The sequence below is a fragment of the Pseudomonas knackmussii B13 genome, assembly GCF_000689415.1.
Classification (GTDB): Bacteria; Pseudomonadota; Gammaproteobacteria; order Pseudomonadales; family Pseudomonadaceae; genus Pseudomonas; species Pseudomonas knackmussii.
In genome coordinates this window covers 3,823,873-3,849,845 of record NZ_HG322950.1, presented here as the reverse complement: position 1 = coordinate 3,849,845, position 25,973 = coordinate 3,823,873, and the positions used below count along the sequence as shown (strand labels likewise).

At 65.8% G+C, this 25,973-nt stretch carries 24 protein-coding genes, 1 tRNA gene and 2 pseudogenes; 12 read left to right on the top strand and 15 right to left on the bottom strand.

Annotated elements, in window-relative coordinates; genetic code table 11:
- The first annotated feature begins 166 nt into the window (after positions 1-166).
- Positions 167-487 carry a hypothetical protein gene (locus PKB_RS18130; protein WP_043253393.1) on the top strand — a complete coding sequence of 107 codons (321 nt, stop codon included), beginning with the start codon at positions 167-169 and terminating at the stop codon, positions 485-487.
- Between the two features lie 111 nt (positions 488-598).
- On the opposite strand, the gene greB is transcribed toward PKB_RS18130, so the two are convergent.
- Genes greB through PKB_RS18115 form a run of 3 tightly spaced genes read right to left on the bottom strand, consistent with a single transcriptional unit; the run spans position 599 to position 4,337 of the window.
- A complete protein-coding gene (gene greB / locus PKB_RS18125; RefSeq protein ID WP_043253392.1) occupies positions 599-1,102 on the bottom strand; it encodes a transcription elongation factor GreB in 504 nt (167 codons plus the stop codon).
- Between the two features lie 46 nt (positions 1,103-1,148).
- Positions 1,149-3,641 carry an ABC transporter permease gene (locus PKB_RS18120; RefSeq protein ID WP_156958136.1) on the bottom strand — a complete coding sequence of 831 codons (2,493 nt, stop codon included), beginning with the start codon at positions 3,639-3,641 and terminating at the stop codon, positions 1,149-1,151.
- A 12-nt stretch (positions 3,642-3,653) separates the two neighbouring features.
- The gene (locus PKB_RS18115) at positions 3,654-4,337 is read right to left on the bottom strand and encodes an ABC transporter ATP-binding protein (RefSeq protein ID WP_043253390.1); all 684 of its coding nucleotides are present in this window, start codon (positions 4,335-4,337) and stop codon (positions 3,654-3,656) included.
- A 10-nt stretch (positions 4,338-4,347) separates the two neighbouring features.
- On the opposite strand from PKB_RS18115, the gene PKB_RS18110 reads away from it, so the two are divergent.
- The 3 genes from PKB_RS18110 (at position 4,348) to PKB_RS18100 (ending at position 6,344) form a co-directional block, all read left to right on the top strand.
- Entirely contained in the window at positions 4,348-4,953 is a 606-nt protein-coding gene (locus PKB_RS18110) for an arylesterase (RefSeq protein WP_043253389.1), read from the top strand.
- Positions 4,954-5,018: 65 nt separating this feature from the next.
- Entirely contained in the window at positions 5,019-5,297 is a 279-nt protein-coding gene (locus PKB_RS18105) for a hypothetical protein (RefSeq protein WP_043253388.1), read from the top strand.
- 75 nt (positions 5,298-5,372) lie between these two features.
- Entirely contained in the window at positions 5,373-6,344 is a 972-nt protein-coding gene (locus PKB_RS18100; RefSeq protein WP_043253387.1) for a L,D-transpeptidase family protein, read from the top strand.
- A gap of 126 nt (positions 6,345-6,470) precedes the next feature.
- Here PKB_RS18100 and oprI read toward each other — a convergent pair whose 3' ends face one another.
- Together oprI and PKB_RS18090 are read right to left on the bottom strand one after the other, a co-directional pair.
- Positions 6,471-6,722, bottom strand: coding sequence for an outer membrane lipoprotei OprI (gene oprI, locus PKB_RS18095; RefSeq protein ID WP_024128796.1), 252 nt, complete (start codon positions 6,720-6,722; stop codon positions 6,471-6,473).
- Between the two features lie 394 nt (positions 6,723-7,116).
- A tRNA-Ser gene (locus PKB_RS18090) sits at positions 7,117-7,206 on the bottom strand.
- Between the two features lie 162 nt (positions 7,207-7,368).
- On the opposite strand from PKB_RS18090, the gene earP reads away from it, so the two are divergent.
- On the top strand, positions 7,369-8,499 hold the full coding sequence (gene earP, locus PKB_RS18085; RefSeq protein ID WP_043253386.1) for an elongation factor P maturation arginine rhamnosyltransferase EarP: 1,131 nt from the start codon (positions 7,369-7,371) through the stop codon (positions 8,497-8,499).
- 42 nt (positions 8,500-8,541) lie between these two features.
- Positions 8,542-9,108: an elongation factor P gene (gene efp, locus PKB_RS18080; RefSeq protein ID WP_017517001.1), complete on the top strand. Its 567-nt coding sequence runs from the start codon at positions 8,542-8,544 to the stop codon at positions 9,106-9,108.
- Positions 9,109-9,167: 59 nt separating this feature from the next.
- On the opposite strand, the gene PKB_RS18075 is transcribed toward efp, so the two are convergent.
- From PKB_RS18075 to PKB_RS18060, 4 genes are all read right to left on the bottom strand, one after another.
- Positions 9,168-10,187, bottom strand: a complete 1,020-nt coding sequence (locus tag PKB_RS18075) for an alpha/beta hydrolase (protein ID WP_043257475.1) — start codon at positions 10,185-10,187, stop codon at positions 9,168-9,170.
- Positions 10,188-10,220: 33 nt separating this feature from the next.
- Positions 10,221-10,649 (bottom strand): organic hydroperoxide resistance protein, encoded by a 429-nt coding sequence (locus tag PKB_RS18070; RefSeq protein ID WP_043253385.1) that lies wholly within the window; start codon positions 10,647-10,649, stop codon positions 10,221-10,223.
- 144 nt (positions 10,650-10,793) lie between these two features.
- Positions 10,794-11,246, bottom strand: a complete 453-nt coding sequence (locus PKB_RS18065) for a MarR family winged helix-turn-helix transcriptional regulator (protein WP_043253384.1) — start codon at positions 11,244-11,246, stop codon at positions 10,794-10,796.
- Positions 11,247-11,291: 45 nt separating this feature from the next.
- On the bottom strand, positions 11,292-12,248 hold the full coding sequence (locus PKB_RS18060; RefSeq protein ID WP_043253383.1) for a LysR family transcriptional regulator: 957 nt from the start codon (positions 12,246-12,248) through the stop codon (positions 11,292-11,294).
- 100 nt (positions 12,249-12,348) lie between these two features.
- On the opposite strand from PKB_RS18060, the gene PKB_RS18055 reads away from it, so the two are divergent.
- The gene (locus PKB_RS18055) at positions 12,349-13,098 is read left to right on the top strand and encodes a sulfite exporter TauE/SafE family protein (protein WP_043253382.1); all 750 of its coding nucleotides are present in this window, start codon (positions 12,349-12,351) and stop codon (positions 13,096-13,098) included.
- A 6-nt stretch (positions 13,099-13,104) separates the two neighbouring features.
- Here the strand turns inward: PKB_RS18055 and PKB_RS18050 are convergent, their stop codons facing one another.
- Positions 13,105-13,956, bottom strand: coding sequence for a LysR substrate-binding domain-containing protein (locus PKB_RS18050; protein WP_043253381.1), 852 nt, complete (start codon positions 13,954-13,956; stop codon positions 13,105-13,107).
- 97 nt (positions 13,957-14,053) lie between these two features.
- Here PKB_RS18050 and PKB_RS18045 point away from each other — a divergent pair, with 97 nt between their 5' ends.
- From PKB_RS18045 to PKB_RS18035, 3 genes are read left to right on the top strand one after another with little or no spacing between them, the layout of a single operon-like run.
- Positions 14,054-14,287 (top strand): DUF1127 domain-containing protein, encoded by a 234-nt coding sequence (locus tag PKB_RS18045; protein WP_043257473.1) that lies wholly within the window; start codon positions 14,054-14,056, stop codon positions 14,285-14,287.
- A gap of 31 nt (positions 14,288-14,318) precedes the next feature.
- The gene (locus PKB_RS18040) at positions 14,319-14,789 is read left to right on the top strand and encodes a DUF3291 domain-containing protein (RefSeq protein WP_043253380.1); all 471 of its coding nucleotides are present in this window, start codon (positions 14,319-14,321) and stop codon (positions 14,787-14,789) included.
- A 48-nt stretch (positions 14,790-14,837) separates the two neighbouring features.
- Entirely contained in the window at positions 14,838-16,055 is a 1,218-nt protein-coding gene (locus tag PKB_RS18035; protein ID WP_043253379.1) for a winged helix-turn-helix domain-containing protein, read from the top strand.
- 76 nt (positions 16,056-16,131) lie between these two features.
- On the opposite strand, the gene PKB_RS18030 is transcribed toward PKB_RS18035, so the two are convergent.
- Complete coding sequence (locus tag PKB_RS18030; RefSeq protein WP_043253378.1) at positions 16,132-17,478, bottom strand: class II 3-deoxy-7-phosphoheptulonate synthase; 1,347 nt, start codon at positions 17,476-17,478, stop codon at positions 16,132-16,134.
- A gap of 252 nt (positions 17,479-17,730) precedes the next feature.
- Here PKB_RS18030 and PKB_RS18025 point away from each other — a divergent pair, with 252 nt between their 5' ends.
- Entirely contained in the window at positions 17,731-18,477 is a 747-nt protein-coding gene (locus PKB_RS18025) for a spermidine synthase (RefSeq protein WP_043253377.1), read from the top strand.
- Positions 18,478-18,492: 15 nt separating this feature from the next.
- On the opposite strand, the gene PKB_RS18020 is transcribed toward PKB_RS18025, so the two are convergent.
- From PKB_RS18020 to PKB_RS18010, 3 genes and pseudogenes are all read right to left on the bottom strand, one after another.
- Positions 18,493-20,157, bottom strand: coding sequence for a ShlB/FhaC/HecB family hemolysin secretion/activation protein (locus PKB_RS18020; RefSeq protein WP_043253376.1), 1,665 nt, complete (start codon positions 20,155-20,157; stop codon positions 18,493-18,495).
- An 83-nt stretch (positions 20,158-20,240) separates the two neighbouring features.
- Positions 20,241-21,770 (bottom strand): collagen-like triple helix repeat-containing protein, encoded by a 1,530-nt coding sequence (locus tag PKB_RS30360; protein WP_043253375.1) that lies wholly within the window; start codon positions 21,768-21,770, stop codon positions 20,241-20,243.
- 259 nt (positions 21,771-22,029) lie between these two features.
- A pseudogene (locus tag PKB_RS18010) lies at positions 22,030-22,822 on the bottom strand (crotonase/enoyl-CoA hydratase family protein).
- Positions 22,823-23,163: 341 nt separating this feature from the next.
- On the opposite strand from PKB_RS18010, the gene PKB_RS18005 reads away from it, so the two are divergent.
- Positions 23,164-24,870, top strand: coding sequence for a DEAD/DEAH box helicase (locus tag PKB_RS18005; protein WP_043253374.1), 1,707 nt, complete (start codon positions 23,164-23,166; stop codon positions 24,868-24,870).
- Between the two features lie 63 nt (positions 24,871-24,933).
- On the opposite strand, the pseudogene PKB_RS18000 reads toward PKB_RS18005, so the two are convergent.
- Positions 24,934-25,703 (bottom strand): annotated as a pseudogene (locus PKB_RS18000) (DODA-type extradiol aromatic ring-opening family dioxygenase).
- Positions 25,704-25,973: the final 270 nt, after the last annotated feature.

Here is a 25,973-nt window from a genome sequence, read left to right as displayed (position 1 = left end):
CTTGACAGTATCGCCGGGGCTTCTCTAGGATGCCGCACAGCGCCGATTTAAGTAGCAACTTGCGGGGCGCGGATGGCTCGTACGAGGCATCGAAATACCGCTAAAGCGCTGGTTCGGTGTGCCTCTCGCCGCGTCCAGCAGGACCCAGAGGCGGAGACTCGACACCATGAACTGTGCCCATCCCCACGTGCGCCTGGCACCCATCACTACCGGACTGCTGCGGCGCAACCCGCGCATCCTCCTCAGTGGCAACCATCAACCGACCCTGGTTCGCTACCTCGAAGGCTGGCCCAAGCGTTGGCAAGGGTCGCGGACCTTCCGCATCCAGTTTGCCCGCGACCTCGAGGAAATCGCCCGCTTCCCCAGCGACAGCTTCGACTTCGCCGTGGCCCACGCGCCTAGCGCCGATACGCTGGAATCGCTGGTCCACGAACTCACTCGCGTCGCTCGCCAGGGCCTGATCACTCGCCGTCCGCCCGCGCTCTGAGCGCTTCTTCAAGCGCTGCTGGGTCCCCGCGTTCGCGGGGAAGACGCCATCCGCCGTCCCCTTCTCTCCATCCCCGCGAATGCGGGGATCCAGTGAGTAGGCGGAAGCGGATCAGGCTGCCGGGTACTCGATTTCGATCACGAACCAGAGCTTCTCACCGGAGGGCGAGCGCACCATGACTTCGGCGTCCAGCTCCTTGCCCACCAGCGCGCGGGCGAGGGGCGAGTCGATGCTGATCTGGTTGTTGCGCAGGTCCAGCTCGTCCGGGCCGACGATGCGGTAGCGGGCCTGCTCGCCGTCTTCGTCCTCGAGGGTCACCCAGGCGCCGAAATAGACCTTGTTCGGATCGCTGGGGCGCTCGCGTACCACCTTGAGGTTTTCCAGGCGCTTGCGCAGGAAGCGCACCCGGCTGTCGATCTCGCGCAGCATCTTCTTGCCGTAGATGTACTCGGCGTTCTCCGAGCGGTCACCGAGGGCCGCGGCTTCGCTCACCGCCTGGGTCACCTGGGGCCGGCGCACGTTCCACAGCTCGTGCAGTTCGGCGCGCAGGCGTGCTTCGCCTTCGGGGGTGATCAGCGGGGTGCCGGCGGTACGCGGCGGACGGTAGCGACTCATGGGGATGCAGATTTCCCGACTGCGGCTGGAGAGGAAGGCGAGTCTATCAGCCTTCCCGCAGCAGGCGCAGCGGGCTCAGGGTCAGTGCCTTGCGCGTGCCGAACAACCCGGCACCGCCAACCAGAAGGGCGCCGAGCAATGGTACCGTGAGCAACCACGGATGCGGTCGCCAGGGCAGGTCGAAGACCAGGCTGTAGAGCAGGTAGCTGATCAGCTCGCAACCCAGTGCTGCCAGCAGTCCGCTGACCGCACCGAGCAGGGCGAATTCGCTGCGCCGGGTACGCTGGAGAAGGTCGCGCTCTGCACCCAGCGCCCGCAGCAGGGCCCCCTGGCGCAGGCGCTCGTCGAGGGTCGCCTGCAGGCCGGCGAAGAGCACGGCGAACCCGGCGGCGAGGACGAACACCAGCACGTACTCCACCGCCAGGGTCACCTGGTCGAGGATGCTGCGCAGCTGAGTCAGCAGAACGTCCACCGGCAGCAGGGTGACTGTCGGGAAGGCCCGCGCCAGTTCGACAGCGTCGCGCTGATCGCTGCTTGGCAGATAGAAGCTGGTCAGGTAGGTCACCGGCAGGTCGACCAGGGTGCCGGGCTGGAACACCATGAAGAAGTTCGGCTGGAAGTTGTCCCACTTCACCGCGCGCAGGCTGCGCACCTCGGCTTCGCGAGTCTGACCGGCGACACTGAAGCTCAAGCGATCGCCGACCTTGATGCGCAGATTGCCGGCCAGCTTTTCCTCGACCGACACACCAGGCAGCGTGCTCGCCGGGCCGTCGCCCCACCAGTAGCCGGCAACCAACTGGTTACCCGGCGGTAGCTGTTGCGACCAGGTAAGCCCGAGGTCACGCTGCAGGGCGCGCTCGCTGCGCACATCCTCGCTGAGCGCCTGTACCGGCTTGCCGTTCACTGCCACCAGGCGGCCGGGCACCATCGGGAAAAGCCCTTCGGCATTGGGTGATAGCTGGCGCACGCGGCTTTCGAAGGCGTCCTTCTCCGCCGGCAAGATGTTCAACGCGAAATAGTTGGGTGCGTCGGCGGGCAATTGGGCGTGCCAGGTGTCGAGCAACTCGCCGCGCAGCAGGGCGATGAGTGCCATGCACAGAAGGATCAGGCCGAACGCCAGGCATTGCCCTGCGGCGGCCAGCGGGTGGCGTAGCAGTTGGCCTAGCCCCAGGCGCCACGGCAGGCTGGCGCGGCTGAGCAGGCGGCGCAGGCCGTTGAGGGCGAGCAGCAGCAAGGCGCCCAGCACGACGGCTGCGAGTACGCCGCCGCCGAGCAGTGCCAGGGTCAGGCGCAGGTCCAGGCTCAAGCGCCACATGATCAGACCGAGCGCCAGCAAGGCGCAGCCATAGGCCAGCCAAGTGCGCATCGGCACCGGCAGCAGGTCGCTACGCAGCACCCGCAGTGGCGGTACCCGACCCAGTGCGGCCAGCGGCGGCAGGGCGAATCCGGCCAGGGCAGCCATACCGGTGGCTACTCCGGCGACGGCGGGAAGCACGCCGGCCTCTGGAATCGAGGGCGGCAGCAGGTTGCCGAGCAGTGCAATCAGGCCGAGTTGCGCAAGGTATCCAAGCAGGGCACCCAGCAGGCTGGCCGCAAGTCCCAGACAGAAGAGTTGCAAGCCGAATAGAAGGAGGGCTTCGCGCCGCGACAGGCCAAGGCAGCGGAGCAGGGCACTGGCATCGAAGCGCCGCGCGGCGAAGCGATTGGCCGACAGCGCTACCGCGACGCCGGCGAGAAGAATGGCGGCCAGGCTGGCGAGGTTGAGGTAGCGTTCGGCACGCTCCAGGGCGTCGCCGATCTGCCGATTGCCGTGGTGGGCATCGAGCAGGCGCTGGTTCGCAGCCAGCCCGGGTTCGATCGCGCGGCGATAGGCTTGCAGTGCCTCGGCAGGCCCTTCCCAGAGGTCGCGATAGGTGACCCGGCTGCCGGGCTGCACCACGCCGGTGGCGTCCAGGTCGTGCAGGTTCATCATTACCCGGGGTGTCAGGCTATAGAAGTCGCCGGCGCGGTCGGGCTCGTAGGTCAGTACGCGGGCGATGCGCAGGTCCTTGCGACCGACTTCGACGCTGTCGCCGACCTTGAGATCGAGCGCGGTGAGCAGGCGTGCCTCCACCCAGACCTCGCCAGGTTGCGGCCTTCCCCCGGGTTGTTCGGGCAGCTGGGGCGCGGCCGCGCTTTTCAGTTCGCCGCGCAGCGGATAGCTGCCATCCACTGCCTTGACGCTGCTCAGCTGGATGCCCTGGTCGGTGGCGATGACGCTGGAGAACTCGACGCTGTAGGCGTGGCGCAGCCCCAGCCGGGCTCCGACATCGCGTTGTTCCGCGCTGGCTGGTTGTGTGCCGTTTAGCACCAGGTCGGCACCGAGGAATTCAGCGGCGCGGACCAGCATGGCGCCGTTCAGGCGAGCGCTGAAGTAGCCGATCGCCGAACTGCAGGTGACCGCGATCAGCAGGGCGAAGAACAGTACTCGCAATTCGCCGCTGCGCCATTCGCGGTGCAGTTGACGCAGGGCCAGGCCGAACAGACGCGAGAGCGGCAGCGAGCGCATGGTTCAGGGCTCCAGGTGGTCTATGAGGTGGCCGCTCTCCAGGCGGATCAGCCGCCGGCAGCGGTGCGCCAGGCGCTCGTCATGGGTGACCAGGACCAGCGTGGTGTGGCGTTCGCGGTTGAGCTCGAAGAGGAGGTCGCTGATGCGTTCGCCGGTGGCCGTATCGAGGTTGCCGGTGGGCTCGTCGGCGAATAGCACGTCCGGTTCTGCGGCGAAGGCGCGGGCTATCGCCACGCGCTGTTGCTCGCCGCCGGAGAGCTGGCGCGGGTAATGCGTTAGGCGCTGGCCGAGGCCGACCCGTTCCAGCAGTTCGCGGGCTTGCTGGCGGGCGTCGCGGCGGCCGTCCAGTTCGAGCGGCAGCATGACGTTCTCCAGCGCGTTGAGGCTGTCGAGCAGTTGGAAGGACTGGAAGACGAAACCGACGTGGGCGGCGCGCAGCCTTGCTCGCTGGTCCTCGTCGAGAGTCTCCAGGCGCTGCCCGGCCAGTTCGACGCTGCCTTCGCTGGGGACGTCGAGGCCGGCGAGCAGTCCGAGCAGCGTCGACTTGCCCGAGCCCGAACTGCCGACGATCGCCAGGCTATCGCCGCGATTCAGCGCCAGGGAGAGGTCGTGGAGGATGGTCAACTCGCCTTCCGTGCTGGGAACGACCTTGCTAAGGTTGCGCGCGGTAAGAATGCTTTCGCTCATGGAGGGTCCGATGCGTGCTTGGCTAATGGGCGGTTGCCTGGCGTTGCTGTTGCTCGGGCAGCAGGCCGCGGCGCAGACGCTGCTGGTCGTCGGCGATAGTATCAGCGCCGGATTTGGCCTGAATACCGACCAGGGTTGGGTCACGCTGCTGCAGCAACGCCTGCGGAAAGAGGGATATGCCTACAAGGTGGTCAATGCTTCGATCAGCGGCGACACCAGCGCGGGCGGCCTGGCGCGCTTGCCGGCGCTGCTTTCGGGGGAGAAGCCGGGGCTGGTGGTTATCGAGCTGGGCGGCAACGATGGCCTGCGCGGGCAGCCGCCTCAGCAATTGCAACAGAATCTTGCTTCCATGGTCGCTGCCTCGCAGCAGGCCGGCGCCAAGGTGTTGCTGCTGGGCATGCGCCTGCCGCCGAACTATGGCGAGCGCTATACCCAGGCGTTTGTGCGGGCCTATGAACAGGTCGCGCAAGCCAGCCAGGTGCCGCTGGTGCCGTTCTTCCTCGATGGGGTGGGGGGTGTGCCGCAGTTGATGCAGGCGGACGGTATTCACCCTACGGCCGCGGCGCAGCCTCGCTTGCTGGAAAACGTCTGGCCGCAGCTGAAACCGATGCTCTGAATGCCTTGCGAGGCTTCCCCGCGCGGGGGCTTTCCGCTATGTTTGCGCACCCTTCAGGAGCCACCATGTCCCGCCCCGCCTGGACCCTCTTTGCCTACCAGCTGATCGAGCCCGATTCCCAGCTCGATCTGTTCGCCTGCCGCGAGGTGCGCGTGCATCTCGTCGCCCGCCAGCTGGAGCTCGGCACCCCGGCAGACCGGACGCTTTGTGGTGGCCTTCTACCTGCGCAGCCGCTCTGGCGCGAGGCTGAACGGGAACTGCTGCGCGATCGGCGAATCTGCCCGAGTTGCCTGCAACATCTGCAAGAGGAGAAGCGCGGCCGGCGAATATCCTGGCCGCTATGAACTCTCCCGGAGAGCGGGGTCTGAGTGTTACACTATTGCCCTTTCTTTCAACCGCTCTCCTCAAGGATCACTCGGATGTTGTCGCGCGTTTTTGCCGCCTGCTCGCTGTCGATCGCCGCGCTGCTGTCGGCCAACCCCGTTTCCGCTCTTGAGCTGCCGCTGCCGCCGCCGGGCGACGACATCGTCGGCCAGGTGCAGGTGATCAAGGCCAAGTACGAAGACACCTTCGCCGACCTGGGTAAGACCTACGATCTGGGCTACCAGGAAATGATCGCCGCCAACCCTGGCGTCGACGCCTGGCTGCCGGGCACGGGTACCGAAGTCATCATTCCGACTCGCTTCATCCTGCCGCCGGGCCCGCGCGAAGGCATCGTCATCAACATTGCCGAGTACCGCCTGTACTACTTCCCGAAGGGCAAGAACGTCGTTTACACCTATCCGCTGGGTATCGGTCGTGAAGGTTGGGGTTCGCCCATCGCGCACACCAGCATCGTCGCCAAGACCAAGGATCCGGCCTGGTATCCGCCGGCATCGATCCGCGCCGAGCACGCCGCCGACGGCGATCCATTGCCGACCGTGATCCCGCCGGGCCCGGACAACCCGTTGGGTCCATACAAGATGTCCCTCGGTGTTCCGGGCTACCTGATCCACGGCTCGAACAAGAAGTTCGGCATCGGTACCCGTACCAGTCACGGCTGCTTCCGCATGTACAACAACGACGTGACGGAAATCTTCCCGATGGTTCCGGTCGGAACTTCGGTACGCATCATCAACGAGCCGTACAAGTTCGGTCGCGCCGAAGGCAAGATCTATCTGGAAGCGCACACTCCGATCGACGATCACGGCAACCCGTCGGTAGTCGACAAGCACACTGCAGTGATCAATGCCCTGCTCAAGCGCGAAGACATCGCCAACCAGATGCAACTCGACTGGAACACCGTGCGTGACGTCGTGGCTGCCGAAGATGGCCTGCCGGTCGCAATCGCCCAGCCGACGCCGCCTCAGTCTTCCGTGGCTGCCAGTGAGAACGCCGTGCAGAACCCCTGATACCCGGGGCTCTTCACGAAACCCGCTGACCTCAGGTCGGCGGGTTTTTTATTGCCCACAGGAAGTTGCAGGCAATAAAAAAGCCGACCCGTGAGGGTCGGCTTTTTGAATAGATCCGAGGATCTATTACTTGCGGCTGGCTTTGTCCAGCATACGCAGAGCGCGCTCGTTAGCCTCGTCAGCAGTCTGCTGGGCTTTCTGAGCAGCGGCCAGAGCTTCGTCAGCGTGACGATAGGCTTCGTCAGCGCGGGCTTGAGCGCGGGCAGCGGCGTCTTCGGTAGCGGTCAGACGGGCTTCGGTTTCTTTCGAGTGGCTGCTGCAACCGGTGGCCAGAACAGCAGCCAGAGCCAGAGCAGAGAATTTCAGAACGTTGTTCATCGTGTTCCCCTTAAGGTGGACATTTCCATTAAAGCAATCTCCCATGACTGGGAAATTAGCCGGACTACATAGTACTCATTACTTGTAGTAAGTAAACTGACCAAGCGCAAGTAGAGCAATTTTTTTTATGCTTGAGCGAACTTTGCACTAGTTTCGTCATGCATTTGCACAAAAAGTGTTCAATTTATGAAACGGTTGCGCTGGCGGGCGAGTCCTAGGGCGGCTCAAGCGAGTGCTCGGCGGAGGGGGTGGAGTGCTGTTTTCTGGCCAGCAAGTGGCTTGATCGCCATCTTCGAATTAGTTCAATCCGAACTTGCAGGTATCGGGGAAGTAATGGCTCGAGAACGAAAAAGCCCGGCTAGGCTAACTTCATCAGTTAGCCGGGCTTTTGATCTGGCGGTGAGGGAGGGATTCGAACCCTCGATACGGTTTCCCGTATACACACTTTCCAGGCGTGCTCCTTCAACCGCTCGGACACCTCACCAGAATCTCGACAGCGCTGTGTCTGTCGAGGCGCGCACTTTACTCAAACAATTCCCCGAACGCAAATCTTTTTTTCAACGGATTCATCGGCTTAAGACTTCCGGGGGGAAATCGGCCGGTGCCGGCTTGCTACACTGGGCGCCTTTCATCGAAGGCGAGTGCAATGGCCAGCTGGGACATCTTCTGCTGCGTGGTGGACAACTACGGCGACATCGGCGTGACCTGGCGCCTCGCCCGCCAGCTCGCCGGCGAGCATGGGCAGCAGGTGCGCCTGTGGATCGACGACCTGGCTTCGTTCGCGCGCCTTTGCCCGCAGGCCGACGCCAATCTGGCGCAGCAATGGCAGGCGGGCGTCGAAGTGCGTCGGTGGCCGGCAGTGTGGGAAGACACGGCTGCCGCCGATGTGGTCATCGAGGCGTTCGCCTGTCCGTTGCCGGCTTCCTATGTTGAAGCCATGCAGACGCGCGCGGTGGCGCCGCTGTGGCTGAACCTGGAGTACCTCAGTGCCGAGGACTGGGTGACTTCCTGTCACGGCCTGCCATCGATGCAGCCCAACGGACTGCAGAAGTACTTCTACTTCCCTGGTTTCCAGAATGGCGCTGGCGGACTGCTTCGCGAGGCTGGGCTGATCGAGCGGCGCCAGGTCTTTCAACGTGACACGCAGCAGCGGCAATCCTTCCTGGGCGCGCTTGGAGTAAGCATGCAGGAGGGGGAGCGGGTCTTCTCTCTATTCGCCTACGAGAATTCCGCGCTGGGCGGCTGGCTGGATAGCTTGGCCTCGGCCGGGCAGGCCACGCTTCTGCTGGTTCCGGAAGGGCGGGTGCTGGGGGATGTGGCGGCTTGGTTCGGATTGCCCGGATTGGCGGTCGGCGCTCAGCATTCGCGCGGCAGCCTGCGCGTCCAGGTATTGCCGTTCGTGCGTCAGGAGGACTACGACCTGCTGCTGTGGAGCTGTGATTTCAATGCCGTGCGCGGTGAGGATTCCTTCGTCCGCGCGCTATGGGCTGGCCGGCCGTTCGTCTGGCACATCTATGAGCAGGAGGAGGGTGTTCACCTGGAGAAGCTGGACGCTTTCCTCGCGCTCTATGTGCTGGGGCAGGACGAAGCGCTCAGGGCGCCGCTGGTCGCTTTCTGGCATGCCTGGAACGGACAGGGTGAGCCGAGCGCGGCCTGGTCGGCGCTGGAAAAGCAGCTGTCGTCGTGGAGCGATTGGGCCGATCGCTGGAGCCGTGAGTACGCGGCAAAAACGGATCTTGCCGCGGGGCTGGTGCGTTTTTATACAAATTGGCTATGATATGGCCCCTGTTTTTTGTCACCAATCCAATCGGATAATCGTATGAAAACCGCACAAGAGTTCCGCGCTGGCCAGGTTGCCAACATCAATGGCGCCCCCTGGGTCATCCAGAAGGCCGAGTTCAACAAATCCGGCCGTAACTCCGCGGTCGTCAAGATGAAGCTGAAGAACCTGCTGACCGGTGCCGGCACCGAGACCGTGTTCAAGGCTGACGACAAGCTGGAGCCGATCATTCTCGATCGCAAGGAAGTGACCTACTCCTACTTCGCGGACCCGCTGTATGTCTTCATGGACACCGAGTTCAACCAGTACGAGATCGAGAAAGACGATCTGGAAGGCGTGCTGACCTTCATCGAAGACGGCATGACCGACGTCTGCGAAGCGGTGTTCTACAACGAGAAAGTGATCTCCGTTGAACTGCCGACCACCATCGTTCGCGAAATCGTCTACACCGAGCCGGCTGTCCGTGGCGACACCTCCGGTAAAGTGATGAAGACCGCTCGCCTGAAGAACGGTGCCGAGGTTCAGGTTTCCGCCTTCTGCGAAATCGGTGACTCCATCGAGATCGATACCCGCACCGGCGAGTACAAGTCCCGCGTCAAGGCCTGAGCCTTCGCGTGACGTGAAAAAGCCCGGCAGATGCCGGGCTTTTTCGTTTCCAGCGCCTGTCATTTCAGGTGCTGTTTCAGCTCGACGCCGGCCTGACGCATGGCGGCCTGGACTTCCGGGACCTTGGCCAGCGGGTTGAGCAGGCCGTAGTCGTGGATCATGCCGTTGTAGCGCACGGCGGTGACCGGCACGCCGGCAGCGTCCAGGTGACGGGCATAGGCCTCGCCTTCATCGCGCAGCACGTCGAACTCGGCGGTCTGCACCAGCGCCGGCGGCAGGCCCTTGAGCTGCTCGGGCGTGGCGCGCAGCGGCGAGGCGTAGGTCTCGGTGCGCTGTTTCGCGTCGGTGGTGTAGCTGTCCCAGAACCACTGCATCATCGGCTTGGTGAGGAAGTGCCCCTGGGCGAACTGGTTGTACGACGTGGTCTCGAAGCTGGCGTCGGTCACCGGCCACAGCAGGGCCTGGAAGCGCAGCTTGGGCGTGCCCTTGTCCTTGGCCATCAGCGCGACCACCGCGGCCATGTTGCCGCCGACGCTGTTGCCGGCCACCGCCAGGCGTGAGCCGTCGACATTGATCTCCTTGCCGTGTTCGGCGACCCACTTGGTTGCCGCGTAGGCCTGGTTGATCGCCACCGGGTAATGCGCCTCGGGCGACGGGGTGTAGCCGACGTAGACCGCTACCGCGCCGGAGTTCACCACCAGGTCGTGGATCAGCCGGGCGTGGGTCGGGTAGTCACCCAGTACCCAGCCGCCGCCGTGGAAGAACATGAACACCGGCAGCGTGCCCTTGGCGTTGGCCGGGCGGACGATGGTCAGCTTGATGGCCTGGCCATCGGCCTGGATGGTCTTCTCGCTGACGTTGGTGCCGGAGAGGTCCACCTTCACCGAGGCCTGGGCGCCAGTCAGCACGGCACGGGCATCCTTCGGCGAGAGCGTTTCCAGCGGTTTGCCGCCGCCGGCTTCCAGGGCTTCGAGGAAGGCCTGGGTGGTGTGCTCGACGCCCGGGCTGCCGGCGGCGAAGGCATTGCCGATGGCGAGGGCGAGCAGGCCGCCGGTCAGGGTTTTGCTGAGCGCTTTCATGTTCATGTCCTCGGTGGGGTGGCTGGGCTTGGGTCAGACGGCGACGTTCAGGCGCACGTCGATGTTGCCGCGGGTGGCGTTGGAGTACGGGCAGACCTGGTGAGCCGCGGCGACCAGCTCTTCGGCAACGCTGCGATCAAGGCCGGGGAGGCTGATGTTCAGTTCCACTTCCAGGCCGAAACCGCCGGGGATCTGGCCGATGCCGACCTTGCCGGTGATCGAGGCGTCTGCGGGGAGCTGACGCTTGCTCTGGCTGGCGACGAACTTCAGGGCGCCGATGAAGCAGGCCGAATAGCCGGCTGCGAACAGTTGTTCCGGGTTGGTTGCTGCGCCGCCCAGGCCGCCGAGTTCGCGCGGGGTGGTCAGTTTCACGTCGAGGACGCCATCGGAGGAGACGGCGCGGCCGTCGCGGCCCCCGGTAGCGGTAGCGGTGGCGGTGTAGAGGGCTTGGATGCGTTGCATGATGGTTTCTCCAGTACGTTTGTGCGTTAAAGTTTTGCGCGCTAAGTAAGTGCGTGAGGCAGAAGTTAGTCTCATGTTGTTTAGTGCGCAAGATAAATTTTGGAAGAATTCGCGATAAGCAAATAGCGATCAGGGAATAAGCGTCTAGTCCGCGCCTTGCAGGCTGCCGCGCAGGTCCACCAATTCGTTCTTCAGGCTGGCCAGCTGCTTGAGGTCGAGGCCGGTGGCGGCGAGGATGCAGCCAGGAACGCTCTCGGCCTGTTGGCGCAGGGCGCGGCCCTTGTCGGTCAGGCGCAGTTCCACGACTCGCTCATCGGCCTGGCTGCGCGTGCGGGTGATCAGGCCTTCGCCCTCCAGGCGCTTGAGCAGCGGGGTGAGGGAGCCGGGATCGGTGAGCATGCGTGAGCTGATGTCGCCGACGGTGATGCCGTCCTGCTCCCAGAGCACCAGCATGGCGATGTACTGCGGGTAGGTAAGGCCCAGGGCCTGCAGCAACGGTTTGTAGACCTTGGTCATCTGCAGCGAGGTGGAGTAGAGGGCGAAGCACAGCTGGTTGTCGAGCTTGAGGGCTTCGCAGGCGTCCAGTGACGGTTTCATGGGGTGCCTCCGAATAGGTCGTTGCGCATTAATTTAGCGCGATGACTAATTTTTGAACAGCTGCTGTTCCAGTGCCCGGTCCCACGGCGGCGGGAAACCGAAGCGCTGCGCCAGGAACTCCAGCAGCCGTTCGCTGCGCGAATGGGGAGTGCGCTCCAGGCGCAGCACATGGATGCTGCCGGGTTCGGGTTCCGGCATGCGGCCATTGCAGAACAGCGGCAGCAGGCGGCCGTCGAGCAAGTATTCGCTGCACAGCCAGGTCGGCAAGTGCGCCAGGCCCAGCCCCTGCAGGGCGCCTTCGACCAGGGCTTCGGCATTGTTGGCCGTCATCCGCAAACGGCCAGGCCGCAGGTGCTGCAGGCGGCCGTCGATGAGGAAGCGCCAGGCCTGCGGCGGCGCCAGTCCTTCCCAGTCCAGGCCTACATGCGCCGGCAATTCCAGCGGCGAGAGTGGCGTGCCGTGGTGCTTCAGATAGGCGGCGCTGGCGCAGACGATCCTTCGCATCGATGCCAGGCGCGTCGCTACCAGGCGGCTGTCCGGCAGCGGGCCGATGCGCAGCACCAGGTCGACCTGGCCGAGATTTTCGCCGCGCTGGTCGGTGAAGCTGTCGATCAGGCGCAATTGCACGTCGAGACCGGGGTTGGCTGTGAGGAAGTCGGCGAGTATGGGCGCCAGGTGGCGCCGGCCGAAGGGGATGGGGGCGTCGATGCGGATCAGCCCTTCCGGCGCGGTGCTCAGCGAAACGGCTTCGGCGCGGCCTTGGCGCAGTTCGTCGACGATACGCCGGGCGCGCTCTGCAAATGCATGACCGGCAGGCGTCGCGCGCACCGCATGGGTGCTGCGGATCAGCAGTGTGGCGCCCAGGCTGGCTTCCAGCGTGTCCATGCGCCGCGCCACCGCGGAGGGCGTGAGCTGCCGCAGGCGCGCCGCGGCGGAGAAGCTGCCGCCTTCGAGTACATCGAGATACAGGCTGAGTTGTTCTTCGAGCGAGGAGGGCGTCATGGCGCTGCCTGTGCGAAAAATGCAAAGCCATTGTGCTGTGCTTTGCGTTTCCCATCCAGCCTGGCTTGCCTAGCATGGGGCCATCAATGTGGAGGTGCTTATGGTCAGTCTGGCGCTGGAATTTCTTTTGGGTGTGGTCCTGGGCAGCCTGGGTGGCTTGTTCGGAATTGGTGGTGGAATGCTCGCGATTCCTGCCTTGGGCGTGCTGTTCGGCCTCGACCAGCAGCTGGCGCAGGGCACCGCGCTGGTGATGGTGCTGCCCAATGTGCTGGTGGCGCTATGGCGCTACCACCAGCACAACCGGATCGATCCGCTGCAGGCATCGGTACTCGCCGTGGCCAGCCTGGTCTGCGCCTTCTTCGCCGCCCGCTTCGCGGTCAACATGGACGCACGGCACATGCGCCTGGCGTTCGTCATCTTCCTGGCGGTGCTGGCGTTCTTCCTGCTCCTGCAGCTGTCCCGAAAAGCGCCGCAGCGGGGCGATACGCCGCGCTACGGGCTGCACTGGATGGGCGCACTGGGACTGGGTGCCGGGACCCTCGGCGGGCTGTTCGGCGTCGGCGGCGGTGTGGTGGCGGCGCCCGTGCTGACGTCAGTTTTCGGCCTCACTCAGGTCGCTGCACAGGGGTTGGCCCTGGCTCTGGCGGCGCCGAGCACGGCAGTAGCGCTCGCCACCTATGCCGGTCACGGCCATGTCGACTGGCAGACTGGGGCGGCACTGGCGCTCGGCGGGATGCTGAGCGTTTCCTGGGGGGTACGGATGGCCCATGTGCTACCCGAGCGCGGGCTGCGCGTGGCTTTCAGTGCGTTCCTCGTGCTGTGCGGCCTGGTGCTGGCGATACATGCATGATCCGTCTCAGGCGCGGAAGCCTTCGACGATGTATTCCGCCAGCTTGTCGGTCACCGGCGTCATCCGGTTGCCGCGCAGCAGCACGATGCTCGCATTGGGCAGGACGGGCAGCCCTTCTTCTTCACCAATGATGCGCAGGTTGCCGGTCAGCAGGCTGCGCAGTTGCGCGGTGACAGCCAGCCCGGCGCTGGCCACGGCGAACAGCGCGGAGAGGCTCGGGCTGCTGTAGGCGATGCGATAGTCGAGATCCATCGCTTCCAGGGCATTGCAGGCCCAGGCGCGGCAGAAGCAGGTGGTGTTGAACATGGCCAGCGGCAAGGGGCGCTGGTCTTGCGGGCAGAAGCCTTCCGCGGCCATCCACACGAAGGGCTCCTGGCGCAGCAACTGGCCGATCTCGGTGCCGGGTTCGCGCGTGACTATGGTCAGGTCCAGGTCGTTGCGCGTCAGCAACTGGGACGAAGGTTCGCAATGCACTTCCACCTGGACCAGCGGATAGGCCTGGGCGAAACGCGAAAGGATCTCCGGCAGGAAACGCATCACGTAGTCGTCCGGCGTGCCGATGCGCACCGCGCCGACCATGTGCGGCTGGCGGAATGTGTTGAACACCTCGCCCTGCAACCGCAGGATGCGCCGCGCATAACCGAGCAGCACCTGGCCTTCCGGCGTCAGCCGCACCTGCCGGCCGTCGCGTTCGAACAATGCGCGCTCCAGCACGTCCTCCTCGAGGCGCTTCATCTGCATGCTCACCGCCGATTGGGTGCGGTTGACCACTTCGGCGGCGCGGGTGAAGCCGCCGTGATCGGCGATGGCGACGAAGGTGCGCAGCAGTTCGCTGTCGATGCTGGGGAAGGTGCTCATACATCAATCTCCGAGATGGGATGCATAAGAATGATTCGTTGGATTGATCTTATGCCTGGCGAGACACTAGTGCCAGCCCCACAGGGAGGACAGCATGATGAAAGCTCAACTAGGCTTCGTGATCACCCCGCACAAGGCAGCGCGGAACGCTTTGCACCCATCGCTCTGGCAACGCCTGCAGGCCCGCATCTGGCGCTGGCGCGAACTGGCCCGGCAGCGCGAGCAACTGGCCAGCCTGAGCGACGAGGCGCTCAAGGACATCGGCTTGAGTCGCGCCGATATCCTGCAGGAAAGCGAAACTCCGTTCTGGATCGACCATCTACGCCGCTGAGCGGCAATCATAAATGCACAAGGACTTGCCCATGTCCCACCGCTACCACCTGGCCCAGGTCAACATCGCCCGGGCCAGGGCACCCATGGATCACCCACTGATGCGCGGTTTCGTCGAGCAGCTCGCGCCCATCAATGCCCTTGCTGAGGCCAGCCCCGGCTTCGTCTGGCGCCTGCAGACGGAGGAGGGCGACGCCACCTCCATCCAGGCCTTCGACGATCCGCAGATCATCGTCAACCTGTCGCTCTGGGATTCACTCGAAGCGCTGCGCGACTACGTCTACGCCGGTCCGCACCTGGAGCTGCTGAAGCAGCGCAAGGAATGGATGGAGAAGGTGGACGGGCCGAGCCTGGCGCTCTGGTGGCTGCCGGCGGGGCAGCTGCCGACGCTAGAGGACGCGCGCCGTGCCCTGCAGAGCCTGGCCGAGAGGGGCTCGACTGCCGAGGCCTTCAGCTTCGCCCGGCCATTTGCCGCACCCTCCACGCAGTCGCTGCCGGCCTGAGGCGAGTTGGCGTAGGATCGAGCCTCGATCCGGCCAGGGAGCGCCCGCATGACCGACAACTTTTCCCTCAAGGAAGCCCGCCGCCTGGCCTTGGCGGCCCAGGGCTTCGCCAATCGCCGGCCGCGCGCGCAGGTGCAGCGCAAGCACTTGCAGCAACTGATCGAGCGGCTCGGTGTATTGCAGATCGATTCGGTCAACGCGCTGGTGCGTTCGCACTACCTGCCGCTGTTCTCGCGCCTGGGCAATTACTCCCAGGCGCTGCTCGACGAGGCGGCCTGGAGCGCCGGGCGGCATCGGCGGATGTTCGAGTACTGGGGGCACGAGGCCTCGCTGCTGCCACTGGAGCTTTATCCGCTGATGCGCTGGCGCATGCGCCGCGCGGCGGACGGGCAGGGCATCTACAAGCAGCTGGCGCAGTTCGGCGTGGAGCAGCGCGCAGTCATCGAGAGAGTCCTGCAGGCGGTGCGCGAGCAAGGCGCGTTGGGCGCCGGCAGCCTGAGCACGCGCAGCGAGCGCGCGGGTCCCTGGTGGGACTGGAGCGCCGAGAAGCACGCGCTGGAATGGCTGTTCGCCGCCGGTGAGGTGACTGTTGCGGGGCGACGGGGCTTCGAGCGTCTCTATGACTTGCCGGAAAGGGTGTTCCCGGATGTCCTGCTGGGTGCTCCGGAACCCGGCGCCGAGGAGGCGCAGCGAGGTTTGCTGCTGCACGCCGCCGTCGCGCTTGGGGTGGCGACCGAGGCGGACCTGCGCGACTACTTCCGCCTCGATGCTGCGGATAGCAAGGCGCGGTTGGCTGAGCTGGTCGAGTCCGGCGAGCTGCGACAAGTGCAGGTCAAGGGTTGGTCGCAGGCCGCCTACGTGGCCGGCGAACCCGTCATTCCACGCAAGGTGCGGGCGAGCGCGCTGCTGTCGCCGTTCGATTCGCTGGTGTGGGAGCGCGCACGCACCGAGCGGCTGTTCGACTTCCGCTATCGGCTGGAGATCTACACGCCGCAGCACAAGCGGGTGTACGGCTACTACGTGTTGCCCTTCCTGTTCGACGAGCGCCTGGCGGCACGCATTGACTTGCGTGCCGAGCGGGCCCAAGGGCGGCTGGCGGTGCACGCCGTGCATGAGGAGGAGCGGCCGTTGGGCGAGTCGGGATATGCCAGCCTGGCCGAGCAGCTACGCGAGATGGCGGACTGGCTGGGGCTGGAGAACGTGCACGTGGGTTGTCGCAAGCCGGAGGGCGCTCGCCTGAAGGCATCCCTGGCGCAGACCCTGTAGGAGCGAGCTTGCTCGCGAACCGCCTAGGCACAAGAGCGTTCGCGAGCAAGCTCGCTCCTACGAAGAGCCGGGCCGCTTAGCGGCGTACCTGTTTCAGCGTCTCGGCGATGAGGAATGCCAGCTCCAGCGACTGGTCGGCGTTCAGCCGTGGATCGCAGTGGGTGTGGTAGCGATCGCTCAGCCCGGCTTCGGTGATCGGTCGCGCGCCGCCGATGCATTCGGTGACGTTCTGCCCGGTCATCTCGATGTGGATACCGCCCGCGTAGGTGCCTTCGGCCTTGTGCACTTCGAAGAACTGCCGCACCTCGGTGAGGATGCGCGCGAAGTCGCGGGTCTTGTAGCCGCTGGAGGCCTTGATGGTGTTGGCGTGCATCGGGTCGCAGCTCCACAGCACCTGGCGGCCTTCGCGCTGCACGGTCTGCAGCAGGCGGGGCAGGCCGTCGCCGACCTTGTCGGCGCCCATGCGCACGATCAGGTTGAGGCGGCCCGGGTCATTGTCCGGGTTGAGGATGTCGATCAGGCGGATCAGCTCCTCGTCGGTCATGCTCGGGCCGACCTTGACCCCGATGGGGTTGCCCACGCCGCGCAGCATTTCCACATGCGCGCCGTCGAGCTGGCGGGTGCGGTCGCCGATCCAGAGCATGTGCGCCGAACAGTCGTACCAGCCGCCGGTGAGGCTGTCGCGGCGGATGAAGGCTTCCTCGTAGTTCAACAGCAGCGCTTCGTGGGCGGTGAAGAAGCTCACTTCGCGCAGCTGCGGCGAGGTGTCCAGGCCACAGGCGCGCATGAAGGCGAGGGTTTCGTCGATGCGGTCGGCGAGCTGGCTGTACTTCTCGCCCAGCGCCGAGTTGGCGATGAAGTCGAGGTTCCACTGGTGCACTTCGTGGAGGTCGGCGAAGCCGCCCTGGGCGAAGGCGCGCAGCAGGTTAAGGGTCGCGGTGGACTGGTGGTAGGCCTGCAGCAGGCGTTGCGGATCGGGTACGCGGCTGGCCTCGTCGAAGCCGATGCCATTGATGATGTCGCCGCGGTACGCCGGCAGGGTGACGCCGCCGATGGTTTCTTCACCGGCCGAGCGCGGTTTGGCGAACTGCCCGGCCATGCGCCCGACTTTCACCACCGGGCAGCCGGCGGCGAAGGTCATCACCACCGCCATCTGCAGCAGCACCTTGAAGGTGTCGCGGATTTTCGCCGCGGAGAACTCGACGAAGCTCTCGGCACAGTCGCCGCCTTGCAGCAGGAAGGCGCGCCCGGCCGTGACTTCGGCGAACTGCCGGCGCAGCTCGCGGGCCTCGCCGGCGAACACCAGCGGCGGGGAGCTGGCGAGGCTTTCCTCGACCGCGCGCAGGCGGGCGGCGTCGGGGTAGACGGGTTGCTGCTGGATGGGAAGGCTTCTCCAGCTATCGGGGCTCCAGGCTTGGCTCATCGGTGGCTCGTGCGGCAATGGCGAAAGATGCTCGAATGGTATCACCGGCGCTTGCGGCGGCGCTCGGGCAGTGATGGGGCTGACCCGCCGGGGCTGGTATCCTTGCGCCTCCGACCATCCGGCGTGACGAGCACGCCGTCCACCGAGCAAGGATTTCCGAGTGCGCCAAGCAGTGCCGAACATTCCTCCATCGACTCCTCCAGCAGACGCCGTGGTTCGTCCCGCCTGCATGCAGTGCAGCAGAGCAGCGCGATGAGCGAAGACCGTCTGATCGTCGAGGAGCGCGACGAATTCGGCGTGATCCGCGTGGTCGAGCAGGGTGACTTCCGTTACCTGGAGTTCGGCGACGAAGTCGAGCAGAGCTGCGTGCTGACCGCCGACCCGAGCTGGCTCGAGTACGACTACTCGCGCGCCATGCTGCTCGGTGCGCTCTGCCACTCGAAGCCCAAACGCGCGCTCTTCCTCGGCTTCGGCGCCGGCAGCCTGACCCTGGCCTGCCTGCGCCACCTTGCGCTCGACGAAGTGGAGGCCATCGAGTTGCGCCCGGCGGTGCCGCGCCTGGCCCGTGAGCACCTGGGCCTCGGCGAGGACCCGCGGCTGCTGCTGCGGGTCGGCGATGCGGTGCAGGAGTTGCAGGACTGCGAGCCGGCCGATCTGATCTTCCTCGACCTCTACACCGACACCGGCCCGGCGCCGGCGCACCTGGGCTGGGATTTCCTCGGCGCCTGCCGCGAGCGCCTGCGTCCCGGCGGTTGGCTGGTGATCAACCAGTGGAGCACCGACGACGGCCGGCCGCTGGGTGCGGCGCTGCTGCGCGGGCGCTTCCACAGGCATTACTGGGAGTGCCCGGTGCCGGAGGGCAACGTGATCGTCTTCGTCCCGGCTGGGCTCGAGCAGACGCTCAACCTGCGCGGCCTGAAGAAGCGCGTGGCGGCACTCGAGCCGCAGCTGGGCTATTCGCTGCGCCCGTACATCGAGTCGCTGCGGCCGGCACAGTGAGCGCCGGCCGGCTACTCAGGGGAACTGGTAGCTGAAGGTGATGTTCAGGCGCGGGCTGCGTTCGTCGTTGTCGATGGCGCGGTCGCCGAACGGCTTGGCCACTTCCACGCCGACCACGTAGTGCTTGCGGTCGGACAGGCGGACACCGAGCGCGCCGGAGCCCAGCTTGGAGCCCTGCAGACCATCGCTGTTGTACCAGGTGCGTGCCCCGTCGATGACGGCATAGGGCTGCAGCTGGTTGAGCACATGGTTCTGCAGCAGGAAGCTGTAGTTCGCCTCATAGGACGCGCCCCAGCCTTTGTCGCCGGTGGCCTGGTCGTCGGGGTAGCCGCGGCCGAAGTTGGAACCGCCGTAGGTGACCTGCTCGGAGTCCGGAAGAATGTCGTGGCTCCACTGGAAGCTCGTGCTTGCCACGCCCTGCCAGTGTTCGCCGAACTGGTTCTGCTGGGCGCCGAAGCCGAGCACGCGGGTGAACGCCGCTTTCACCGGGTCGGTAGTCTGCGCGCCGAAGGCGTTCAGGCCCTGGTAGATACCCAGGCTTCCAGCACGTACCTGCTTGTCGGCAAACTGCTGCACGACGGTGTCGACGCCGACCACGCGCAGCTTGTTGTGCAGCTCGACGCGATAGGGAATGGCCGGCACCACCAGGTCGTAGCGGCTGGTGTCGTCCACCGTGTAGGCGCGCAGGTTGACGTCCCAGGTCAGGTCGCGGCGCAGCAGTACGGGGATGCCGAGCCCGGCGTTGATCCGCTCGTTCTCGCGATGTCGCGCGTATTGCAAGGGGCCGACCACCACGCGGTCTTCCGGCTGCGAGTCGTAGTGGCTGTAGCCGGCGAGCAGTTGCAGGCCGTCGTCGCCGAGCAACTGGCTGTAGTTCCAGGCGCGGTAGTACTCCTTGTCGTCGCCCGGCGGGTACAGATAGCTGAACTGCAGGCGTTCGCCCAGGCCGAGCATGGACATCAGGCTGGCGGAGAACACACCGCGCTGCTTGCCGTGGCGGTTATCGAAGTCGGCGCTGGTCTCAACGCGCTTGCGCTGGCCGACCATCTCCAGCACGGCTCCGCCATCGGTGGTGGTCGGCGGGTCGAGGATCATGTTCATCTGCAGGCCGGTCACGCGGCTCATCAGCACGCTGAAGCGCTCGAAACTGGCCCGGGTCAGCGGCCGCTCGGCCTTCAGTCGCTCGATCCAGCGGTCGACGCGGGCCTGGTGCACGCCGAAGTCGCCGGCGGAGCGGACCTCGCTCAGGTGCCCTTCGATCAGCATGATGCGCCCGACGCCCTGGCTGAAGTCCTGGTTCGGCACGTAGGCGAAGGAGATGACGAAGCCGTCGTCCTGATAGCGCCGGGTCATCGCCTTGGCCGCCGCAACCAGATCGCCGACACGGATTTCGCGGCGGGTCAGCGGTTCCAGTAATGGCTTCCAGGTCGCCAGCGGGTAATGGCCGCCGCCGACGACTTCGATGCGCCGCAGGCGGATGTTCTGCTGCAGCAGTTGCTGCGGCTGGCGCGACGAGGCATCCGGGGTGACCACCTTGGGCGCCTGCGGACGGATGTCGCCGCCCGGCAGGTTGGGTTTGGGCAGGCTCTGCTCGATGTCCGAGCCGGGCAGCTGGATCGGTTTTTCCGCCCAGGCGAAGGGGCAGGCCAACAACAGTGTCACTACGGCTAGCTTGCGCATCTGGTTTCTCCCTGAAACCACTGCAGATGAGGTGCGAAGGGCCGTTGCGGCCCCTCGCGCTACAACCTGGGCGGATCGACGGGTTACGGTTTCGGCGCAGTGACGCCCAGGACGCCGCCGCCCAAGGCGGTGTTCACCCCGCCGAGCAGGCCACCGACTGTGCCGAGGGTGCCGCCGATCAGACCGCCGCTATTGGGTTGGCCGTTGGTGGTGGTGCCGGCGCCGACACCTGCTGCAACGCCTGACTCGCCGGCGGCCACACCGGCGCCAGCGCCCAGGCCGTTGCCGCCATTGCCCACGCCCAGCCCGGCACCGGCGACCAAGCCACCGGTGCCGCCGAGGGCGCCAGTGACGCCGCCGACCAGGCCACCCACCGGGTTGCTGCCGCCGGTGGCGCCGCCAAGGGCGCCAGTGACGCCACCGACCAGCCCACCTACCGGGTTGCTGCCGCCGGTAGCGCCACCGAGGGAGCCGGTCACACCGGAGACGAGTCCGCCGACCGGATTGCTTCCGCCGCTGGCGCCACCCAGTGCGCCGGTGACGCCGCTCAGCAGTCCGCCGACCGGATTGCCGCCCGAACTGCCATTGCTGCCTTGAACTACGCCGCCCGCGGCACTAACGGCCTGGCCGACGTTGGCGACGGCGCCGCCCACCGGGGCGAGCCCTGTGGTGCCGCCAACCTGGTTGCCGGTCTGGGTCACCAGGCCGCCGACGGTGCTCAGCAGGTTGTTGACCGGCGCGCCGAGCCCGGTGGCCGCCCCGGTTTTCTGGGTGACGCCCTGGACCTGGCCGACCAGGCCGGCGGTGGTGCCGCTGAGCTGGGTGGTCAGAGGGGCGAGGGGGCCATTGCCGGTCACCGCGCCGCTGAGCGAGTCGCCGATCATGCTGATCTGTCCACCGACCTGGTTCGCGGTCCCGCCGAGGGTGCGGGTGAGGGGGCTCAGCGGCGTCGAGGCGCCAACGGCAGTCACGGTGCCGCCCAGATCGCTGACTGCCGCTCCGGTGTTGTCCACCAGGCCGCCAGCGCCTGCCACGGTGGTGCCCAGTGCGTTGGGATTGCTGCCAAGTTTGCCGACGCCATTGGTCACGCCGCTGCCCAGGGCACTAACACCCTGGCCAACGTCCTGGACGACATCGCCGGCGCCGTTGGTCAGGCTGCTGCCGCCCACTGGCAGGCTCACCGATTTCACCAGCGCACCGACGCCGCTAACGGTACCGCCGACGTCGGTCACCGCCTCGCCGGTATTGCTGAGCACGGTGCTGGCGGCCAGTGCCGGCGTGGCGCCGCCAGTGCCACCGGTGCCACCCGTGCCGCCAGTGCCGCCAGTGCTGCCGGTGCCACCGTTTCCATTGGTTCCGCCGGTGCCCGCCGTGTTGCCTGAACCGGCCGTACCGCCTGTGCCGGCTGTGCTGCCCGACCCGCCGGCAGCCGAGCCCGTTGCACCGGTCGACGAGTCGCCGCCACCGGAGCCGCCACTGGCTGTGCTGGCCTGTTCGGAATCGCTGCCGGAGCCGTCGGAACTGCTGTGATGACCACCGCTGCTACTGCACCCTTGAAGCGACAGCGCAACGACCAGAAGAGACAGTGCGAAAGTGCGAATCGAACCGGACATGTTCAGCTCCTCCCTGAAGGGCTCTGATTTCAGGAGAAGTCTCGAACAGCAGGTCTGGCGAGCACTTCAACTGAAGTGGGCTCAGTTGTAGTGCCTTGTTGGGATCGGCGAAATTGGAACTTGTATATAGTCGTTTTGATATTTGTTTAAGCGCTTGAATTTAATTGTTTTGCCTTCTTGGAAGAGCAGTAGGGAAACTTTCCCTACTACCTTGTGTATAGCGCTTAATGAGCGGCGAAAGTTGCTTCTATCTGCTTGTCTAATTGCCGCTGAAGTTCCCTTCGCGCCTTTCCAGCATGGCTTTCAGCCCTTCTTCGGCATCGGCGCTGGCCATCAGCTCCTGCACCTTGGCAGGGATGCTCGCGGCCGCAGCATCCTGGCTTTCCTCCAGTGCCTGACGTGCCGAAGCGAGGGTTGCTCCGACCGCCAGAGGGGCTCGGCTCGCGACGCGGGCGGCGAGTTTTCAGGGCGTTTGGCAGGAGCTCTTCGGGTGCCCAGATTTCCTGGACCAGACCCAGCCGGTACGCCTCATGGGCATCGAATTCGTCGCCGGTGAGCAGCCAGCGCATGGCGTTGCCCCAGCCGGCGGTCTGGGGGAGGCGGAGCGTGGCGCCGCCGAAGGGGAAAAGACCGCGGCGTACTTCCATCTGTGCGAACCGCGCATTGCTCGCGCACAAGCAGATATCGGCGGCCAGCATCAATTCGATGCCAATGGTGAAGCAGTAACCCTGCGCGGCGACCATCAGCGGTTTACTCAGGCGTGGCCCGCCGAAAGTACCCCAGGGATCGACGGCGCCTGCCGGCAATTGCCAGCCCTTTCGGAAGCGTTCGCCGACGTCGGCCAGGTCCAATCCGGCGGTGAAGTGTTCGCCGTGGGCGATGAGCAGGGCGCAGCGCAGGTTCGGGTCGCGCTCGTATTCGCCCAGGGCCAGGACCAGCTCGTCGAGCATGCGCTGATCGAAGGCGTTGCGTTTCTCGGCGCGGTTCAGGCCGAGCACCAGCAGGTGGCCCCGGTGTTCGCTGGTGATGCGGTTTTCGCTGGCTGGCTTCACGGTCAGGTTCCTGCTGGGATGGAGCCTGCATGGGTATAGCGCAGTCCGGCGACGTTGCAAGTTGCTACCGTGCGACGGATCGTAGCGGAAAAGCGCGCAAGCCTGACGAATTTCCGGTATCATGCGCGCCGGCCTTTTCACGGCCTCGTTCGGGATCCCGCATTTTTCGGAGCTCAAGGCTCTGGCCGTGCGTCCGCTAGCGCGGACTCTCCTTGACGTCATTCTTCCAACAGCACACATCGCAAATCCCCGCTTCCAGCTGCCTGGGTGACTTCGTAGTCGTACAGGGCATGCGCAGCATGGCTATTGGGTCTTTGCGGATGTATTTAGAGGCAAAACCCATGACCCAGGAAACCGTCGGCTTCGCCGAACTCGGTATTCACCCCAGTATTCTCGCTGCCATCGCCGCCGTCGGCTACGAAGAGCCGTCGCCGATCCAGGCCCAGTCGATCCCGGTGATCCTCGAAGGCCACGACATGATCGGCCAGGCCCAGACCGGCACCGGCAAGACCGCCGCTTTCGCCCTGCCGCTGCTGTCGAAGATCGACCCGGCGCGCCGCGAGCCGCAGGTGCTGGTCCTCGTGCCGACCCGCGAGCTGGCCCTGCAGGTAGCTACCGCCTGCGAAACCTACTCCAAGCAGATGCCGGGCGTCGGCGTCGTCGCCGTCTACGGCGGCGCGCCCATGGGCCCGCAGCTCAAGGCCCTGCGCCAAGGCGCGCAAGTGCTGGTAGCGACCCCCGGCCGCCTGTGCGACCACCTGCGCCGCGACGAAAACCTGCTGGCCACCGTCGAGCGCCTGGTCCTCGACGAAGCTGACGAGATGCTCAAGCTCGGCTTCATGGACGACCTCGAAGTGATCTTCGAAGCCATGCCGGAAAGCCGTCAGACCGTGCTGTTCTCCGCGACCCTGCCGGCCTCGATCCGCAGCATCGCCGAGCGTCACCTGAAAGAACCCAAGCACGTCCGCATCGCTGCCAAGACCCAGACCGTCGCCCGCATCGAGCAGGCCCACCTGATGGTCCACGCCGACCAGAAGGCCGCCTCGATCCTGCGTCTGCTGGAAGTCGAGCAGTTCGACGCGCTGATCGGCTTCGTCCGCACCAAGCAAGCCACCCTGGACATCGCCGAGCTCCTCGAGCGCCAGGGCTACCGTGCTGCCGCGCTGAACGGCGACATGCCGCAAGCCCAGCGTGAGCGCGTGATCGAGTCGCTGAAAGACGGCTCGCTGGACATCGTCATCGCCACCGACGTCGCTGCCCGTGGCCTGGATGTGGCGCGCATCACCCACGTGCTGAACATCGACATGCCGTACGACCCCGAGTCCTACGTGCACCGCATCGGCCGTACCGGCCGTGCCGGCCGCGAAGGTCGCGCGCTGCTGCTGGTGACTCCGCGCGAGCGCCGCATGCTGCAGGTGATCGAGCGTGTGACCGGGCAGAAGGTCGGCGAAGTACGCCTGCCGGACACCGAAACCGTGCTCGAAGCGCGTCTGAGCCGCCTGGCCAACAGCCTGCAACCGCTGCTGGAAACCGCCGTGGCCAACCGTGGCGCCGTGCGCGACGAGCTGATCCGCCGCCTGGGCACCGACATGGAAACCCTGGCCGCCGTGCTGCTGGCCAAGCTCACCGAAGGCAAGGCGCTGGACCTTGAGTCGGTCCGCCGCGAGCAACCGCTGACCCCGGCCGCCCCGCGCGAGCGTAGCGATCGTGGTGGCGAGCGTGGCGAACGTTTCGAGCGCCGTGAGCGTCCGGAGCGTAGCGGCGAGCGTTCCTCCGCCCCGGGTCGTCCGATGGCTCCGCCAAGCGAAGGCAAGGCCCGCTGCCGCACCGCCCTGGGCGCGCGCGATGGCGTGGCGGCGAAGAACCTGCTGGGCGCCATCCTCAACGAGGGTGGTCTGTCCCGCGAGGCCATCGGCCGCATCCAGATCCGCGAAACCTTCAGCCTCATCGAGCTGCCGGAAGAGGGCCTGGAGCGTCTGCTGACCAAGCTCAAGGACACTCGCGTTGCCGGCAAGGCCCTGCGTCTGCGCCGCTACCGAGAAGACTGAGTCTTCGCGCTGCAACGCAAAAGCCCCGCCTAGGCGGGGCTTTTTCATGGGCGGGAGAAATACTCAGCCGAAGCGGTAGATGTCCATCCCCAGCGCGCCGAGGGTGAATCCCGCGTGTTCGATGTGCATCGGCACGCCGCCGGCACCGCGGGCGAAGTACAGCGGCAGCAGGTGCTCGTCGCTCGGATGGTTGCGAGCTGCAGAAGGCGCGCGGCGACGGTAGTCGAACAGGGCCTCGTCGTCGTTGGCCTGCAGTTTTTCCACCATCCAGTCGCGGAAGGCCTGGGCCCAGGGCTCGACGACGTCCGGGCCGGCGCGCCAGTCCAGTTCGCCCAGGTTGTGGGTAATGCTCCCCGAACCGATCAGCAGGAAGCCTTCCTCGCGCAACTGGCGCAGCGCCTTGCCGACGCGGTCCTGCAGGCGCGGGCCGACCCGGCTGGGCAGGGAGAGCTGCACGACCGGGATGTCGGCCGCGGGATACATCAGGCTCAGCGGCACCCAGGCGCCATGGTCCAGCGGACGCTCGGGGTCGAGGGTGGCGGGCAATTGATCGGCGGCGAGCAGGTCGACGACCCGCTGGGCGAGTTCAGGCGAGCCTGCGGCCGGGTACTGCACTTCGTAGAGTGCTGTTGGGAAACCGTAGAAGTCGTGCCAGGTTTGCGGTTGCGGATTGGCAGTGACGCGCAGGTCTGGCGTTTCCCAGTGCGCCGAAACCACCAGGATCGCGCGCGGACGCGGCAATTCGGCGGCCAGGCGCTTGAGGGGGCCTCGCTGGCACCAAGCTCCAGGGCGAGCATTGGGGAGCCGTGGGAAATGAACAGGGCAGGGAGCATGGAACCTCCTATCCGATAGGGAATGACCCTATGTTCCCGCTGCGAGGTATCGAATTCCAGTATGGGTTTTCGACCATAACCATCCGTTAATTCGATTGCGTCACGCTGCCGCAGCCTGGTCTTTTGCTGGAACCTTTCGCCGGTCGCGGGCTCTGAAAACCCTGTCGCCATTCACGTTCGGAGCGAGGCACCAGGTCGTTGTGTCGGGCGCGTCGCAATCCTGGCGTCAACGAGTCGCCGACGTGCAGGCGCTGCGGCATGCTGCTCTCG

Excerpts from the sequence above, each read along its gene's own strand:
- PKB_RS18075 (WP_043257475.1), bottom strand. The coding sequence starts at position 10,187 with ATGAAAGCGCTCAGCAAAACCCTGACCGGCGGCCTGCTCGCCCTCGCC.
- PKB_RS18115 (WP_043253390.1), bottom strand. The coding sequence starts at position 4,337 with ATGAGCGAAAGCATTCTTACCGCGCGCAACCTTAGCAAGGTCGTTCCC.
- PKB_RS18050 (WP_043253381.1), bottom strand. The coding sequence starts at position 13,956 with ATGAGCACCTTCCCCAGCATCGACAGCGAACTGCTGCGCACCTTCGTC.
- earP (WP_043253386.1), top strand. The coding sequence starts at position 7,369 with ATGGCCAGCTGGGACATCTTCTGCTGCGTGGTGGACAACTACGGCGAC.
- greB (WP_043253392.1), bottom strand. The coding sequence starts at position 1,102 with ATGAGTCGCTACCGTCCGCCGCGTACCGCCGGCACCCCGCTGATCACC.
- PKB_RS18035 (WP_043253379.1), top strand. The coding sequence starts at position 14,838 with ATGACCGACAACTTTTCCCTCAAGGAAGCCCGCCGCCTGGCCTTGGCG.
- PKB_RS18040 (WP_043253380.1), top strand. The coding sequence starts at position 14,319 with ATGTCCCACCGCTACCACCTGGCCCAGGTCAACATCGCCCGGGCCAGG.
- oprI (WP_024128796.1), bottom strand. The coding sequence starts at position 6,722 with ATGAACAACGTTCTGAAATTCTCTGCTCTGGCTCTGGCTGCTGTTCTG.
- PKB_RS18030 (WP_043253378.1), bottom strand. The coding sequence starts at position 17,478 with ATGAGCCAAGCCTGGAGCCCCGATAGCTGGAGAAGCCTTCCCATCCAG.
- PKB_RS18020 (WP_043253376.1), bottom strand. The coding sequence starts at position 20,157 with ATGCGCAAGCTAGCCGTAGTGACACTGTTGTTGGCCTGCCCCTTCGCC.
- PKB_RS18110 (WP_043253389.1), top strand. The coding sequence starts at position 4,348 with ATGCGTGCTTGGCTAATGGGCGGTTGCCTGGCGTTGCTGTTGCTCGGG.
- efp (WP_017517001.1), top strand. The coding sequence starts at position 8,542 with ATGAAAACCGCACAAGAGTTCCGCGCTGGCCAGGTTGCCAACATCAAT.
- PKB_RS18055 (WP_043253382.1), top strand. The coding sequence starts at position 12,349 with ATGGTCAGTCTGGCGCTGGAATTTCTTTTGGGTGTGGTCCTGGGCAGC.
- PKB_RS18105 (WP_043253388.1), top strand. The coding sequence starts at position 5,019 with ATGTCCCGCCCCGCCTGGACCCTCTTTGCCTACCAGCTGATCGAGCCC.
- PKB_RS18130 (WP_043253393.1), top strand. The coding sequence starts at position 167 with ATGAACTGTGCCCATCCCCACGTGCGCCTGGCACCCATCACTACCGGA.
- PKB_RS30360 (WP_043253375.1), bottom strand. The coding sequence starts at position 21,770 with ATGTCCGGTTCGATTCGCACTTTCGCACTGTCTCTTCTGGTCGTTGCG.
- PKB_RS18100 (WP_043253387.1), top strand. The coding sequence starts at position 5,373 with ATGTTGTCGCGCGTTTTTGCCGCCTGCTCGCTGTCGATCGCCGCGCTG.
- PKB_RS18025 (WP_043253377.1), top strand. The coding sequence starts at position 17,731 with ATGAGCGAAGACCGTCTGATCGTCGAGGAGCGCGACGAATTCGGCGTG.
- PKB_RS18060 (WP_043253383.1), bottom strand. The coding sequence starts at position 12,248 with ATGACGCCCTCCTCGCTCGAAGAACAACTCAGCCTGTATCTCGATGTA.
- PKB_RS18045 (WP_043257473.1), top strand. The coding sequence starts at position 14,054 with ATGAAAGCTCAACTAGGCTTCGTGATCACCCCGCACAAGGCAGCGCGG.
- PKB_RS18065 (WP_043253384.1), bottom strand. The coding sequence starts at position 11,246 with ATGAAACCGTCACTGGACGCCTGCGAAGCCCTCAAGCTCGACAACCAG.
- PKB_RS18070 (WP_043253385.1), bottom strand. The coding sequence starts at position 10,649 with ATGCAACGCATCCAAGCCCTCTACACCGCCACCGCTACCGCTACCGGG.
- PKB_RS18005 (WP_043253374.1), top strand. The coding sequence starts at position 23,164 with ATGACCCAGGAAACCGTCGGCTTCGCCGAACTCGGTATTCACCCCAGT.